13 protein-coding genes are annotated in these 14,952 nt (G+C 63.2%); 8 read left to right on the top strand and 5 right to left on the bottom strand.

Features of this window, described 5'->3' with window-relative positions; genetic code table 11:
* Positions 1–54: 54 nt before the first annotated feature.
* Positions 55–480 (top strand): VOC family protein, encoded by a 426-nt coding sequence (locus tag ACR0LD_RS10655; RefSeq protein WP_170364260.1) that lies wholly within the window; start codon positions 55–57, stop codon positions 478–480.
* A 2-nt stretch (positions 481–482) separates the two neighbouring features.
* Here ACR0LD_RS10655 and ACR0LD_RS10650 read toward each other — a convergent pair whose 3' ends face one another.
* Positions 483–1,367, bottom strand: coding sequence for a LysR substrate-binding domain-containing protein (locus ACR0LD_RS10650; RefSeq protein WP_170342477.1), 885 nt, complete (start codon positions 1,365–1,367; stop codon positions 483–485).
* Positions 1,368–1,482: 115 nt separating this feature from the next.
* Between ACR0LD_RS10650 and ACR0LD_RS10645 the strand changes: the two genes are divergently transcribed.
* Positions 1,483–2,238, top strand: coding sequence for a class II aldolase and adducin N-terminal domain-containing protein (locus tag ACR0LD_RS10645; protein WP_170596620.1), 756 nt, complete (start codon positions 1,483–1,485; stop codon positions 2,236–2,238).
* Positions 2,239–2,249: 11 nt separating this feature from the next.
* Complete coding sequence (locus ACR0LD_RS10640) at positions 2,250–3,239, top strand: sterol desaturase family protein (RefSeq protein WP_170447131.1); 990 nt, start codon at positions 2,250–2,252, stop codon at positions 3,237–3,239.
* Here the strand turns inward: ACR0LD_RS10640 and ACR0LD_RS10635 are convergent.
* Positions 3,236–4,183 carry a GlxA family transcriptional regulator gene (locus ACR0LD_RS10635; protein ID WP_170342471.1) on the bottom strand — a complete coding sequence of 316 codons (948 nt, stop codon included), beginning with the start codon at positions 4,181–4,183 and terminating at the stop codon, positions 3,236–3,238. The genes ACR0LD_RS10640 and ACR0LD_RS10635 overlap by 4 nt on opposite strands.
* Positions 4,184–4,261: 78 nt before the next feature.
* Here ACR0LD_RS10635 and ACR0LD_RS10630 point away from each other — a divergent pair, with 78 nt between their 5' ends.
* From ACR0LD_RS10630 to ACR0LD_RS10620, 3 genes are read left to right on the top strand one after another with little or no spacing between them, the layout of a single operon-like run.
* Positions 4,262–5,422 carry an acyl-CoA dehydrogenase family protein gene (locus ACR0LD_RS10630; protein WP_480636878.1) on the top strand — a complete coding sequence of 387 codons (1,161 nt, stop codon included), beginning with the start codon at positions 4,262–4,264 and terminating at the stop codon, positions 5,420–5,422.
* 2 nt (positions 5,423–5,424) lie between these two features.
* Positions 5,425–7,482 carry an acetate--CoA ligase family protein gene (locus tag ACR0LD_RS10625; RefSeq protein ID WP_480636876.1) on the top strand — a complete coding sequence of 686 codons (2,058 nt, stop codon included), beginning with the start codon at positions 5,425–5,427 and terminating at the stop codon, positions 7,480–7,482.
* 2 nt (positions 7,483–7,484) lie between these two features.
* Complete coding sequence (locus ACR0LD_RS10620; RefSeq protein ID WP_437342537.1) at positions 7,485–8,264, top strand: carnitinyl-CoA dehydratase; 780 nt, start codon at positions 7,485–7,487, stop codon at positions 8,262–8,264.
* A 6-nt stretch (positions 8,265–8,270) separates the two neighbouring features.
* On the opposite strand, the gene ACR0LD_RS10615 is transcribed toward ACR0LD_RS10620, so the two are convergent.
* Both ACR0LD_RS10615 and ACR0LD_RS10610 read right to left on the bottom strand, forming a co-directional pair.
* A complete protein-coding gene (locus ACR0LD_RS10615) occupies positions 8,271–8,657 on the bottom strand; it encodes a hypothetical protein (RefSeq protein WP_480636874.1) in 387 nt (128 codons plus the stop codon).
* A gap of 144 nt (positions 8,658–8,801) precedes the next feature.
* Complete coding sequence (locus ACR0LD_RS10610) at positions 8,802–9,482, bottom strand: class I SAM-dependent DNA methyltransferase (RefSeq protein ID WP_480636873.1); 681 nt, start codon at positions 9,480–9,482, stop codon at positions 8,802–8,804.
* Positions 9,483–9,524: 42 nt separating this feature from the next.
* Here ACR0LD_RS10610 and ACR0LD_RS10605 point away from each other — a divergent pair, with 42 nt between their 5' ends.
* The gene (locus ACR0LD_RS10605; RefSeq protein ID WP_480636871.1) at positions 9,525–10,385 is read left to right on the top strand and encodes an SDR family oxidoreductase; all 861 of its coding nucleotides are present in this window, start codon (positions 9,525–9,527) and stop codon (positions 10,383–10,385) included.
* Here the strand turns inward: ACR0LD_RS10605 and ACR0LD_RS10600 are convergent, their stop codons facing one another.
* Positions 10,386–12,005 carry a GMC family oxidoreductase gene (locus ACR0LD_RS10600; protein WP_480636869.1) on the bottom strand — a complete coding sequence of 540 codons (1,620 nt, stop codon included), beginning with the start codon at positions 12,003–12,005 and terminating at the stop codon, positions 10,386–10,388. It lies immediately after the preceding gene.
* 304 nt (positions 12,006–12,309) lie between these two features.
* On the opposite strand from ACR0LD_RS10600, the gene katG reads away from it, so the two are divergent.
* A complete protein-coding gene (gene katG / locus ACR0LD_RS10595) occupies positions 12,310–14,517 on the top strand; it encodes a catalase/peroxidase HPI (RefSeq protein WP_480636868.1) in 2,208 nt (735 codons plus the stop codon).
* Positions 14,518–14,952: the final 435 nt, after the last annotated feature.

The raw sequence follows: 14,952 nt of genomic DNA, 5'->3' as shown, positions 1-14,952 counted from the left end.
GGCGCGGGGCAGCAAATGCTTGATCCGCGCCGCGATGCGGGGTCTGGTAGGGACATGGATTACGAAACCATCGATGCCGACAGTTTCGGCCGCAGCCTGCGGGGGATCGGGCTGAACCTGCTGGTGCGCGACGTTCCAGCGGAATGCGCTTTCTTAGAGACTGTTTTTGGCTTGAAGTCCCATCAGGTGACGGCGGATTTTGCCATCGTCACTTATGGCGATCAGGTGTTTCAGTTGCATTCGGACGGCACCTATCATTCCAACCCGCTGCTGGGGCTGGTTCCCGAAACGCCCCCACGCGGTGGCGGGATCGAGATTCACCTGTACGACACCGAGCCGGACGAGGCGGCGGAGCGCGCCAGGTCCGCAGGCGCGGTCGTGCTGCAGGAGCCGACCGACAAGCCCCATGGCCTGCGCGAGACCTATATCCTGTGCGAGAACGGCTATGCCTGGGTCGCCAGCCGCCCCAAAGACGGCTGAAGTCAGGCGCGGTGTTGCTCGGCCGCGATTTCCGCCCTGATCCATTCGGCAAAGGCCACGGCACCCGGGGTCTCCTCGGCTTGGGGCGACAGCAGCAGGTAATAGGCTTCTGGCATCGGCGCGCGATGCTCGAACGGCGCGATCAGACGGCCTTCGTCCAGCAGGCGTTTTGCGATCGTGTCATGGGCCAGACACAGCCCGCCGCCGGCCATCGCAACGGACAGGCCGACCATATAGGTCGTGGCATAGGTAATCGGCGAATTTTCCCAGTTTAGGCCCTGATCTTCGGCCCAGCTGGCCCAGTTCGACAGAAGATTCGAACAGTCGTACAGCGGTTGCTGCTGAAGGTTTTCCAGCGTGACCGGATAGTCGGGGGCACAGACGGGGTAGTAGTGATCGCTGCGCAAAAGCTCGGTGCGGACCGTGTCGGCCGGGCGCAGGGAATAGCGGATCTCGACCGCCGCGCCTTCGGCCATCTCGCGCGGCTCCCACAACTCGGTGAAGATGTTCAGGTGGACATCGGGGTGCAGCGCGCGGAAGGCGGGCAGGCGAGGGGCCAGCCAGTTCACCGAAAAGGTGATGTTGCACTGCACCTGTACGGTATTTTCCTGCTGCCCGGTTACGGCCTGGGTGCCGCGCACCAGCGTCCGGAACGCTTCGCGTACCACGGGCAGATAGGTGATTCCGGCCTCGGTCAGTTCCAATGCGCGGGGGCGCCGGTGAAACAGGGGCTGGCCCAGATAGCCCTCGAGCGATTTGATCTGCTGGCTGACGGCGCTTTGCGTCATGTTCAAATCGCGCGCCGCGCCGGTGAATGACAGGTGGCGGGCGGCGGCCTCGAAGGTGCGCAGCCAGCCAAGCGGGGGAAGGGGAGTCCGGGGTTTCATAATCCAATCATAAGTTCAGCTAATGCCAAAACGCCAATTTTTTCGTTGGTCAATTGCGCCCCGGCCCGGCACGGTTTTCACCAGCCACCTGTCCAAGCCGAATGGAGCCCCCCGGATGAGCGTTACCAGTCTGAAACCGAATATCGACCACTGGCAGGAGCGCGTGGACATGGCCGCCGCTTTCCGCTGGATCGAGCGGTTGAACATGCATGAAGGGGTGGCCAACCATTTCAGCCTTGCCGTGAACGAGGATGGCACGCAGTTCCTGATGAACCCGAACCAGATGCATTTCGCGCGCATCCGCGCCTCGGACCTTCTGCTGCTGGATGCCAACGATCCCGACACGATGAACAAGCCCGGAGCACCGGACCCGACCGCATGGGGTCTGCATGGATCGATTCACCGGAGATGCCCGCATGCGCGTTGCGTGATGCATGTGCATTCGATTTTTGCCACCGTCCTGGCCTCCTTGGCCGACAGCAACCTGCCGCCGATCGACCAGAACACCGCAACCTTTTTCAACCGCTATGTCATTGATGACGAATTCGGCGGTTTGGCCTTTGAAAGCGAGGGTGAGCGTTGCGCGACAATGCTGCAAGACCCGAAAAAGAAGGTCATGATCATGGGCAACCACGGTGTGCTGGTGATTGGCAACAATGCAGCGGATGCCTTTAACAGACTCTATTATTTCGAGCGCGCCGCCGAGACCTATGTACGCGCCCTTCAGACGGGCCGGCCGTTGCGGGTGCTTTCGGACGAGATCGCCGAAAAGACCGCGCAGGAGCTGGATGACTACCCGGGGCAGGCCGAGGCGCATCTGCGTGAAATAAAGGCCGTCCTGGATGCGGAAGGCTCGGACTACGCCACCTAGAGGGTTTTATCATGACCGATGCCCCGCATGATCCCGAAGCCGCCCGCTGGCACTATCGGCCGTCTGACCCTGTTGCGTTGAACCCTTTGTTCAGTTGGCCACCGCGCCCGATCGCCGTTTTGAAATGGTATTCCGGGGCGTGGCTGCCGATCACAGCGCTGACCCTGTGCATGGGGCTGGCCGTGATTGCTTATGTGCTGTTCCTGCCGCCGCTCGAGGCGATGCAAAGCTTTGCGCCCGGCTGGATGTTCCGCGTCTGGCTGCTGAACATGGTGCCTCAGATTCTTGTTGCGGGTGGGCTGCACTGGTGGCTCTACATGCGCAAGGGGCAGGGTATGTACAAAAAGTTCGATCGCCGCGACCTGACCCGCGACAACGGAACCTTCACCTTCCGCAATCAGGTCTGGGACAACATCTGGTGGACCCTGGGCAGCGCCATGACGGTGGCGACCGTCTATCAATGGGGTATCTACTGGGCGATGGCCAACGGGTATGCGCCAACGGTCACTTGGGCCAGCGCGCCGGTCTGGTGCGTGGTCTGGATGCTGTTCATTCCGATGTGGTCGGGTCTGCATTTCTATTGGGTGCACCGGCTGGAGCATCACCCGAAACTGTACAAGCATGTGCACGCCGTTCATCACCGCAACGTCAATGTTGGGCCGTGGTCGGGCATCTCGAACCACTGGTACGAGAATCTGCTGTATTTCACGACCTATTTCATCCACCTGATCGTGCCCTCAAACCCGTTGCATCTGCTGTTTCATGTCTACTTCCAGCAGATCAGCCCGGTCCTGTCCCATTCGGGGTTCGAAAAGCTGAAAGCAGGGGACACGGATGCCGCGCGGGCAGGCGATTTCTTTCACCAGCTGCACCACCGGTATTTCGAGTGCAACTACGGCACGTCCGAGATCCCGTTCGACAAGTGGTTCGGCACCTACCACGACGGGTCGGCCGAGGCGACGACGCGGACGCGGGCCTACAAGAAACAGATGTACACCTAGCCGGACCGGCTGCGCAGGGCTCGTGGACTGAGACCGAACTCGGCCCGAAAGGCGCGGGTCAGTGCGCTGGGGTCTTCATAGCCCGCGCGCAGAGCGATTTCGGCGATACTCAGGTCGGTTTCCGCGGCCAGCTTGCGCGCAAGGTTCAGACGCATCCGACGATAGACCTTAGCCGGCCCGGCCCCCAAGTCCGCCCGCATCCGGGATTCCAGTGCTTTTTGCGACCGTCCCACGCGCCGGGCGATCTCGGGGATCGGCAGAGGGGTCTCGAGATTTTCCTGCATCAGTGCCAGCGCCTTGTTGACATGCGAACTGGCCGAGCCTGCGCCGCCGGAATGTGACCGGGCGGAGTCGCGCGTCATGAACAGCTGCGCGACTTCCAGTGCCAGCGCCTGACCGTGATCCTGCCCGATCAGGTGCATCACCAGATCAAAGGCGGCCATGGCGCCCGAGCAGGTGATGCGGTCACCGTCGATGACATAGCGCTCGCGGCAGGTCTCGACTTCGGGGAATCGCTCGGTGAACGCGGTCAGTTCCTCCCAATGGATCGTGGCGCGGTGGCCGTTCAGCAATCCGGCCTGGGCCAGCAGCCAACTGCCGGTGTCCAGCCCGGCGAGGGTGCGAAAGCGCCGCGTCGCCGCACGCAACCCCGCCTGGGTGCGCCAACCACCGTGTGCTTGAAACCCGTAGGAGGGCATCACCAGCAGCATATCCCCATTCGCATCCGTAAGCGCCGCATGGGGCGCCACCTGCAACCCTGAGGACGACGTGACCGGCCTCGGATCCAGTGACAGGAATTGCCAGTCATACAGTCGCTGCCCCGACAGCGTGTTGGCCGCGCGCAGCGGCTCGACCGCATTGGCCAAGCAATGGTTCGAGAACCCGTCGAACAGAAGTACCCCGAATCGCTGCGGTGCGGCGGGTGATTTGGTCCATTTCTGCATGATTGAAGTCTAGTTCTGCATTATTGCGACCTCAAGCCGCGTCAGGATTATCGCACGCCCAGAAACCGGAGACCCGCGATGCAATATGGCCTGACCGACGAGCAGGAGATGATCGTCTCGACTGTCCGCAGCTTTGTGGAGAATGAGATCTATCCCCACGAAGAGCTGGTCGAACGCTCCGGCGATGTACCGAAAGAGATCGCCGACGAGATCAAGCGCAAGACGATCGAACTCGGCTTCTACGCCTGCAACTTTCCCGAAAGCGTCGGCTGCGCGGGGCTGAACCATCTGGAATTCGCGCTGGTCGAACGCGAGTTGGGGCGCGGGTCGATGGCGTTGAACCATTTCTTCGGGCGGCCGCAGAACATCCTGATGGCCTGTCAGGGTGATCAGGTCGAACGCTATCTGATGCCTGCCGTGCGCGGCGAGAAAATGGATGCGTTGGCGATGACCGAACCGGGCGCGGGTTCGGACGTGCGGGGCATGAAATGCTCGGCCGTGCGTGACGGCGGCGACTGGGTGGTGAATGGCACCAAGCATTTCATCTCGGGCGCGGAACATGCCGATTTCATCATCGTCTTCATCGCCACGGGCGAGGATCAGACGCCGAAAGGCCCCAAGAAGCGCATCACCGCCTTTCTGGTCGATCGCGGCACGCCGGGCTTCACCATCCGCGACGGCTACAAATCGGTCAGTCATCGCGGTTACAAGAACATGGTGCTGGATTTCGACGACTGCCGCCTGCCCGACGCGCAGGTGCTGGGCGAGGTCGATGGCGGGTTCGAGGTGATGAACACCTGGCTGTATGCCACTCGAATCACCGTGGCGGCCATGTGCGTGGGCCGCGCCCGCCGGGCCTTCGACTATGCGCTGGACTATGCCGCCACCCGCGAACAGTTTGGCCAGAAGATCGGCAAGTTTCAGGGCGTCAGCTTTCAGATCGCCGACATGATCACCGAGATCGACGCCGCCGACCTGCTGACCCTGGCCGCCGCCGACCGGCTGGACAAGGGCCTGCCCGCCAATCGCGAGATCGCCTCGGCCAAGCTCTATGCCTCGGAAATGCTGGCGCGGGTGACCGATGCGGCGATCCAGGTGCATGGCGGAATGGGTCTGATGGATGACTATCCGCTGGAACGCTTCTGGCGCGATGCCCGGGTCGAGCGAATCTGGGACGGCACCAGCGAGATCCAGCGCCACATCATCAGCCGCGACCTGCTGCGCGCGTTGGGGGCGTGAACATGACGCCGGGCCTCAGCGGCGCGGCGGGTGCGCTCGCGCAGGGAAAGCTCGCCGCGCTGAGGCGGATGCTGGGGTTCCGCTCGCTGGCGGTGATTGGCGGGGGCGCATGGTGCGCCGAGGTCATCCGCCAGGTGCGAAAACTAGGGTTCACCGGCCCTGTCTGGCCGGTGCATCCCAAGGCCGACGAGGTGGCGGGCGAGCGCGTCTTTGCCAGGGTCGAAGACCTGCCCCAAGCGCCCGACGCGGCCTTTGTCGGCATCAATCGCCGCGCCACCATCGAGGCGGTCGAGGTTCTGTCCCGCATCGGCGCGGGCGGGGCGGTGTGTTTCGCCTCGGGCTTTACCGAAGCGCTGGCCGAGGACGCCGACGGGGCCGATCTGCAGGCGCAACTGGTCGCTGCGGCGGGGGACATGCCGATCCTCGGTCCCAACTGTTACGGCTTCGTCAACGGGTTGGACCGGGTGGCGATCTGGCCCGACCAGCACGGGATGCGCCCGGTGGAAAGGGGCGTCGCGATTCTGACGCAAAGCTCGAACATTGCCATCAACATGACCATGCAGCGCCGGGCGCTGCCGCTGGCCTTCATGCTGACCTGCGGGAATCAAGCGCAAACCCATCAGGCCGAAATCGCCATGGCGCTGCTGGAGGATGACCGGATCACCGCCATCGGCCTGCATGTCGAGGGCTTCGGCGACCTACGCAAATGGGAAGCGCTGGCGGCCAAGGCGCGTGACCGGGGCGTACCGATCGTGGCCCTCAAGGTGGGGCGGTCAGCACAGGCGCAGGCGGCGACCATTTCGCACACTGCGTCGCTGGCGGGGGGTGATGCCGGGGCGCAGGCGTTTCTGGACCGGCTGGGAATCGCGCGGCTGGGGGACGTGCCCGAGTTTCTGGAAACACTGAAACTGTTGCATGTCACCGGGCCGCTGGACGGGACAGGAGTGGCGACGATCAGCTGTTCCGGTGGCGAGGCCAGCTTGGCCGCCGACATGGCCGAAGGAACCGGCCTGCACTTTCCGCCGCTCACCGTAGATCAGGTTTCGGGCCTGCGCGCGGCGCTGGGGCCGATGGTGGCGCTGGCCAATCCACTGGACTACCACACCTATATCTGGCGCGACGCTGACGCGATGGCACGGGCGTGGTCGGCGATGACGGGGCCGCATGTGGCGATGACGATCTCGATCGTTGACTACCCTCACACCGATGCCGCCGATTGGGACTGCGCCACCCGTGCGGCGTTGACCTGCGCAAGCGAAACCGGTCGCCCCTTTGCCGTGGCCGCGACCTTGCCGGAACTGATGCCCGAGGACGTGGCCGAGCGGTTGATGGCGGGCGGTGTTGTGCCTTTTGCCGGGCTGCGTGAGGCGCTGGCGGCGACACGCGCTGCAGCACGCCCGCATCCCGAACCGCAGGAGCCGGTTTTGCTGCCCGCCGCCAATGCGGCCACAACCGCTCTGACCGAGGCCCAGGCCAAGGCCGAACTGGCCGCTTGCGGCGTGCCGGTTCCCCGCTCGGTCGTCGCGCGGACGGATCGGGCGGAAATGGCGGTGGACGGTCTGAGCGGACCCTTTGCGGTGAAAGGCGTTGGCCTGGCGCACAAATCCGAACATGGCGCGGTGCGGCTGGGCGTTTCTGGACAAGATCTGCCCGAGGTCGCGAGATCAATCGGCACCGATGAGGTTCTGATCGAGGAAATGGCCCCGGCCGGGATTGTCGAGCTATTGATCGGCGTCACCCGCGACCCGGCGCATGGCTATGTGCTGACCCTTGGGGCGGGCGGGGTTCTGACCGAGATCCTGCGCGACTCGACCTCGATCCTGATCCCGTCCACGCCGTCTGCGGTCCGCGACGCGCTGGGCAAGCTGGCCTGTGCGCCCGTGTTGAGCGGATATCGGGGCAAGCCCGGCGTGGATATCGATGCGGTCGTGCGGGTGGCCATGGCGGTGCAGAACTACGTCATTGCCAACGCGGCGGTCGTGGACGAAGTTGAAATCAACCCTCTCATCTGCGCGGCCGACAGTGTGGTCGCCGTTGATGCCCTGATCCGAAAGGCATGACCATGAACCCGATCAAAACCTACCGCGATGGTGCAATCCTTCAGGTCACGTTGGACCGGCCCAAGGCGAACGCGATCGACTTGGCGACCAGCCGTGTCATGGGCGAAGTGTTCCGCGACTTTCGCGATGATCCTGACCTGCGCGTGGCGATCCTGACGGGGGGCGGCGAAAAATTCTTCTGCCCCGGCTGGGACCTGAAGGCCGCGGCCGAGGGCGATGCGGTGGACGGCGATTACGGCGTCGGCGGTTTCGGTGGCTTGCAGGAGTTGCGCGACATGAACAAGCCGGTGATTGCCGCCGTGAACGGCATCGCCTGTGGCGGCGGGCTGGAGCTGGCCCTGAGCGCCGACATGATCCTGGCCGCCGATCACGCCACCTTTGCCCTGCCGGAAATCCGTTCGGGCACAGTGGCGGATGCGGCCAGTGTCAAGCTGCCCAAGCGCATCCCCTATCACATTGCGATGGAACTGCTGCTGACCGGCCGTTGGTTCGACGCCGAAGAGGCGCACCGCTGGGGCTTGGTGAATGAGATAGTCCCGGCGGACCAGTTGATGGACCGGGCGTGGGAGCTGGCGCGCCTGCTGGCGAGCGGCCCGCCGTTGGTCTATGCCGCGATCAAGGAGATCGTGCGCGAGGCCGAAGATTCCAAGTTCCAGGACATCATGAACCGCATCACTAAACGCCAGCTGCGCACGGTCGATGTGCTCTATGGCTCCGAGGACAATCTGGAAGGCGCCCGCGCCTTCGCCGAGAAGCGTGACCCGGTTTGGAAGGGCAGGTAGCGCCTTCTATGCGCCGTCAAACCTGGCTACGACCTCTTCGACCGTTTCCTGAACCTGTTGGATAATGGTGGGACCGTCTTTAACGAGGAGCGTCAGAACCGATTTTGCATTCGGATGGTGTAACGTCGGCAATGCTTCAGTCACATCAATCAGACGGTCCTTTGCAATCCAAACCAAAAGGCCGGTCGGGGCCGTCAAGCTCATCAGCGAGATGGCTGTGTCGAATTGCTCGCAAATCTCAGCAAGTTTCGAGCTGGCATGAAACTTGCTTTTGTCCGTTCGGATTGTAATCGCACCATCGGGTTCACTTTCGCCATAAGACCGTCGGGCCCGTATGAAACTGTCGGCGTTGAAAGCGGCGGGTGAACCGGACAAATCTTTGTAATGGATCAACGGCATAAAATCCTCTCACATTTTCAATGAAATATTCGAACGATAGCAGAGGCTAGTAATGTGTTCTGCAAATAATGAGTGTAGCACAGCTAGAGTGCAGTTTCACTCCTTGTGCCAGATGTTTGCGCATTCCGTCGCGCGAAGTCAGGCCTTTTCAAACAGCGCGATATAGGCGGTTTCGTCCTTGTTGGGGCCGGCGGCCAGATCGCCATAGATGCGGACCGGGGTCAGGGTCAGATGTTCGATCCGGCCCTCGGCCTGCAGATTGTCGAAGGCGGTTGCGAATCCCAGCGCCTCGAAGTGTTTGGCGTTGATCGACAGGGCGAATTGCGCCCCGGGCCGGGCCACCCGCAGCAGGGCGGGCAGCACCTCGGGGCCAAGATGGCCGTGGGTGAAGGTGCCCGACGACACGATGCCCGAATAGCTTTCGCGCGGAACCGGGATGCCCTCGTTCAGGTCGGCCTCGATCGCGTCGCGGTAGATGTCCTTGCGCATCGCCTTGTCCAGCATCTCGGCGCTGATGTCGGTGGCATCGATCGGCCCCACGCCCAGATCGGCCAGAACCGCGCCGCACAGGCCGGTTCCCGCGCCCACATCCAGCACCGGACCCTGTCCCCCTGCGCCGACAAAAGCGCGGGCGGTGTGAATATGCAGCTGGTAATCCTCGCGCGCGGCGAATCCGCGATCGTAATCTCCGGCCCATTCGGCATAGAGCCGTTTGTTGTCTGCCGGAGTTTTCAGCGCATAGGCCGCGTGCAGGCTGGGTTTGTCATCACTCATGCCACCATGAAGGCGCAGGCGGGGATTCGAATCAAGTGCGGCCATCCGGCGCTTGCATCCCGCCCGCGGCGCGATCATCAAGGGGCCATGACTGGAACGCTTTTCTCATTCGGGCACGGCTATACCGCCCGCGCCCTGTCGCGCCGGCTGGCCCCCAAGGGTTGGCGCATCGTCGGAACCACCCGCGATGCCGCCGAGAAGGACGCCATCCGCGCCGCCGGGGCCGAACCGCTGGTGTGGCCGGGCGAGGCCCCCGATCTGGACGGGGTCACGCATCTGCTGATTTCGACCGCGCCCACGGCCAAGGGTGATCCGGTTCTGGCCGCCCTGCGGGATGAGATTGCCGCCCGCGCCGGCCAGTTCGACTGGGTCGGGTACCTGTCGACCACCGCCGTCTATGGCGACCACAAGGGGGGCTGGGTCGATGAAACCACGCCGGCGACCCCGACGGCCGAGCGCGGGCGCTGGCGGTTGCAGGTCGAGCAGGACTGGGCCGCGATCCCGGGCCTGCCGCTGCACATCTTTCGCCTTGCGGGCATCTACGGGCCGGGCCGGGGGCCGTTTTCCAAGCTTAAAAAAGGCGGGCTGCGGCGGATCATCAAGCCGGGGCAGGTGTTTTCGCGCATTCATGTCGAGGACATCGCGCAGGTGCTCGAGGCGTCGATGCGACGTCCCGATCCGGGCGCGATCTACAATGTCTGCGACGACGAACCGGTGCCGCCGCAGGACGTGATCGGCTATGCCGCGCAGCTTCAAGGCCTGCCGCTGCCGCCTGCGGTGGATTTCGACACGGCCGACCTGACGCCGATGGCCCGCAGTTTCTACAACGAGAACAAGCGCGTTCGGAACGACCGGATCAAGACCGATCTGGGCGTGACGTTGAAATACCCCAACTACCGCGTGGGCCTTGAGGCGCTGCACGCGGATCAGGCGTTGAAGGGCAGTTGATCAGACCACATCCGCCAGGATCATGTCGGCAGCCTTTTCCGCGATCATGATCGTGGGCGCGTTGGTGTTGCCCGAGACCAGCGTCGGCATGACCGAAGCATCGACCACCCGCAGCCCCTGCAACCCACGCACGCGCAGCCGCGGATCGACCACCGCCATGTCGTCCACCCCCATCTTGCAGGTGCCCACGGGGTGGTAAATCGTATCGGCCCGCGCGCGGATGTGGCCTTCCCAATCCGCGTCGGTCCGGGCGGTGTCGGTGCCGAACATTTCCTTGTGGCGGTATTTGGCGAGGGCCGGAGCCTCGAGAATTTCGCGCGTCATCCGCGCGCCCTTGATCATCGTGTCCAGATCGCGCGGGTCGGACAGAAAGGCCGGGTCGATCGCCGGGGCGGCAAAGGGGTCTGCGCTGTGCAGCGAGACGGTGCCGCGGCTTTCGGGGCGCAGTTTGCAGATATGGCAGCTGAACCCGTAGCCCAGGTGCAGTTTGCGCGCGTGGTCGTCCACAAGCGCGATGGTGAAATGCAGCTGGATGTCGGGGCGGTCCAGATCGGGAGAGGTCTTCAGAAAGGCCGCGCCTTCCGCAAAGGGGGTGGCCGCCATCGACACCCCGGTCTTGCGCCACCGCATGAGGTGTTTGATCAGCCCCACCGTAACGGCAGCGCCGATGCCGAAATTGTCGGTGTCCTTTGTCTTGTAGGCCAGGATGAAATCCAGGTGATCCTGCAGGTTCTTGCCCACGCCCGGCAGCGCGTGGCGGACGGCGATTCCATGCGGGCTCAGGTCCTCGGGGTCGCCGATGCCCGACAGCTGCAGCAGTTGCGGCGATTTCAGCGCGCCGGAGCAGACCAGAACCTCGCGCGCGGCGGTGACAGTAAGGTCGGCGCCCTTGCCACCTTGGCGATAGATCACGCCAGTGGCGCGGTGGCCGTCAAAGGCGATCTCGCGCGCCTGCGCCCCGGTGATGACCGTCAGGTTCGGCCGGTCCATAACGTCAAACAGATAGGCCGCGGCGGCCGAGCAACGCTCGCCGTTTTTGGCAGGGTCATGGAACTGGGTGACCTGGTACAGCCCCGCGCCTTCGTTGTCGCCGCGATTGAAATCGTCGGTCACCTTGTGCTGCAACTGGGCAGCGGCCTCGACGAAAGCGCGCGTGATCGGGCGTTCTTCTTTCTGGTCTGACACCTGAAGCGGGCCGTCGGCGCCATGCAGGTCATCCGCGCCGCGTTCGTTGTTCTCGGACCGTTTGAAATAGGGCAGAACGCTGTCCCAGTCCCAGCCCTCGCAGCCCAGATCGGCCCAGCCGTCATAATCCTGCCGCTGCCCGCGTACATAGAGCATTGCGTTGATCGCGCTGGACCCGCCCAAGGCCCGGCCGCGCGGCTGATAGCCCTTGCGCCCGTTCAACCCCGGTTGCGGCACCGTTTCAAAGGCCCAGTTGTTGATCTTGGGTCGCCCCGGCAGCATGGCAACCACAGCGGCAGGCATCCGCACCAGAATGCTGTTCCCGCCCCCGCCCGCCTCGAGCAGGCAGACCCGCGTGCCCGGATTGGCGCTCAGACGGTTGGCCAGCACGCATCCCGCGGACCCTCCGCCGACGATGACGTAGTCGAATTGCATGGCGATCCTCCCCTGTGGCCCGCGCGGTGTCGCGCGTCACGGCCCGCAGTTTGAAGCACCGGCGGCAAAACGCAATCGGGGCGGCGGGGAACGCCGCGTCATGTGAATGGGGATCGGTTTGAAAGATCATGACAGAGCCATAATCAATAGCTATCAAATCAATCCGAAAACAAAATTTTTTCTCATGGCTGGGATTTGCTATGACTCGGCGTATTCAAGCGGACTGCGGTCCGCCCCTTTTTGACGTGCCATACGCACGGTTGCCTCGCAAACAGACTGACACCAGCCAGGATCGGAGATTGAGATGGACGGAAGCGACAACCCCAACACGGGCAAATGCCCCATCATGCACGGCGCCGGAACCCGATCGAACCGGGACTGGTGGCCCAACCAGCTGAACCTGGCGATCCTGCACCAGCACCAGCCGGCCGGGAATCCGCTGGGGGCCGATTTCAACTATGCCGACGCGTTCAAGAAGATCGACTATGACGCGTTGAAACAGGACTTGTATGACCTGATGACGGATTCGCAGGATTGGTGGCCGGCGGATTACGGCCATTATGGCGGTCTGTTCATCCGCATGGCCTGGCACAGCGCCGGCACCTACCGGACGGCTGACGGGCGGGGCGGCGCCTCGACCGGGAACCAGCGGTTCGCGCCGCTCAACAGCTGGCCGGACAACGGCAACCTCGACAAGGCCCGTCGTCTGCTGTGGCCGATCAAGCAGAAATACGGCAACCAGATTTCGTGGGCCGACCTGATGATTCTGGCCGGCAACTGCGCCATTGAATCGATGGGCGGCAAGACCTTCGGCTTTGCCGGCGGCCGGGAAGATATCTGGGCGCCCGAGGAGGACATCTATTGGGGTGCCGAGACCGAATGGCTGGCCCCGACCGAAAACCCGCACAGCCGCTACTCGGGCGAGCGCGATCTGGAAGATCCGCTGGCCGCCGTGCAGATGGGCCTGATCTATGTGAACCCCGAAGGCCCGGACGGAGAGCCGGACGTGCTGGCCTCGGGCCGTGACATTCGCGACACCTTTGCCCGGATGGCAATGAACGATGAAGAGACCGTCGCACTGGTTGCCGGTGGCCACACATTCGGCAAGGCGCATGGTGCCGGGGACCCGGCGCTGGTCGGCCCCGAACCCGAGGCCGCGCCGATCGAAGAGATGGGCTTTGGCTGGATCAACAAATTCGGCACAGGCAAGGGTGACGACACCACGACCAGCGGAATCGAGGGCGCCTGGACCGCGAACCCGATCAAGTGGGACAATGGCTATTTCGACCTTCTGTTCGGTTATGACTGGAACCTGACCAAAAGCCCTGCCGGAGCGTGGATCTGGGAGCCGGTCGGCGTCAAGGAAGAGGACATGGCACCAGCTGCGCATGATCCGTCGAAAAAGGTCAAGACGATGATGACCACCGCCGACATGGCGATGCGCATGGATCCGATCTATGGGCCGATCTCGAAGCGGTTCCACGAAAACCCCGACGAGTTCGCCGACGCCTTCGCTCGCGCTTGGTTCAAGCTGACCCATCGCGATATGGGGCCAAAGGCGCGCTACATCGGTCCCGAGGCGCCAGCAGAAGAGCTCATCTGGCAGGACAACGTGCCGGCGGTGGACCATGATCTGATTGATGCCGCGGACGTGGCCGACCTGAAAGCCCGGCTGCTGGATTGTGGCCTGTCGGTGTCGGAATTGGTCGCGACGGCATGGGCCTCAGCTTCGACCTTCCGCGGCTCGGACAAGCGCGGTGGCGCCAACGGTGCCCGCATCCGGCTAGCGCCCCAGAAAGATTGGGACGTCAACGAGCCCGAGAAACTGTCCAAGGCGCTGGATGCTCTGGCGGCGGTGCAAGCCGAGTTCAATGCCGCGCAGTCCGGCAACAAGAAGGTCTCACTTGCGGATGTAATCGTGCTGGGCGGCGTTGCGGCGATCGAAAAAGCCGCCAAGGCTGCCGGGCATGACATCGATGTTCCCTTTGTGCCCGGCCGTACGGATGCCACACAGGACCAGACCGATGCCGAGTCCTTCGCCCCGCTTGAACCAATCGCGGATGGGTTCCGGAATTACCAGCGCAAGGAGTACAGCGTGTCTCCTGAAGAGTTGCTGGTGGACAAGGCGCAACTGTTGACCCTGTCGGCACCCGAGATGACCGTCCTGGTCGGCGGTATGCGCGTTCTCGGTGCGAATTTCAGTGGTACGGCGCATGGCGTCCTGACAGACCGGGTCGGGGTTCTGAGCAATGACTTCTTTTTCAATCTGCTGGACATGGGCACCGAATGGAAGCCGGCGGCAGACGCCAAAGGAGTCTATGAAGGCCGGGATCGGGCTTCGGGTGAAGTGAAGTGGACCGGAACCCGGGTGGACCTGGTATTCGGTTCCAACTCACAACTCCGGGCTCTGGCCGAGGTTTACGGCCAGAAAGATGCCGACGCCAAATTTGTCGGTGACTTCGTATCGGCGTGGACCAAGGTGATGAACGCGGACCGCTTCGACCTGACTTGAGGGCGGAACAGCTCCCATGATCAGCGCCGCCAGGGGAAACCGTGGCGGCGTTTGTCGTGTCCGAGTCCTGGTCTTGCCAAGACGCGCGGCGACGATTCCATCCGCACCGCGTAGAGGGACCCTGAAAAATGGACGGCGCATACCGCAAAAATGGGGAATACCGTGGGATTTATTAAGCTAACCTATTGTTTTTATTAACACCGCAAAGATTCCGCCGAGAATTGCGAAGTTTTTTCAAAATGGGGGTTGCAGGTCCCGGACCTAATCCGTAAATACCCCTTCACCGGCGCTGCTGAGGCGGTGTTGGTTGGTCGGAAGGACGGCCTGACGGACTGGAAAGACGGTTGAGACGCCTGGGAGAGACCGGGGGCATCTTGAGTTGGGGTTTAGGCGGGCGCGCTGATTTATTGGCGCAACGGTCTGGTTTTTGGCTCT

Source organism: Ruegeria sp. BF8 (assembly GCF_056538625.1).
This window is presented reverse-complemented; position numbering and strand designations above follow the sequence as displayed.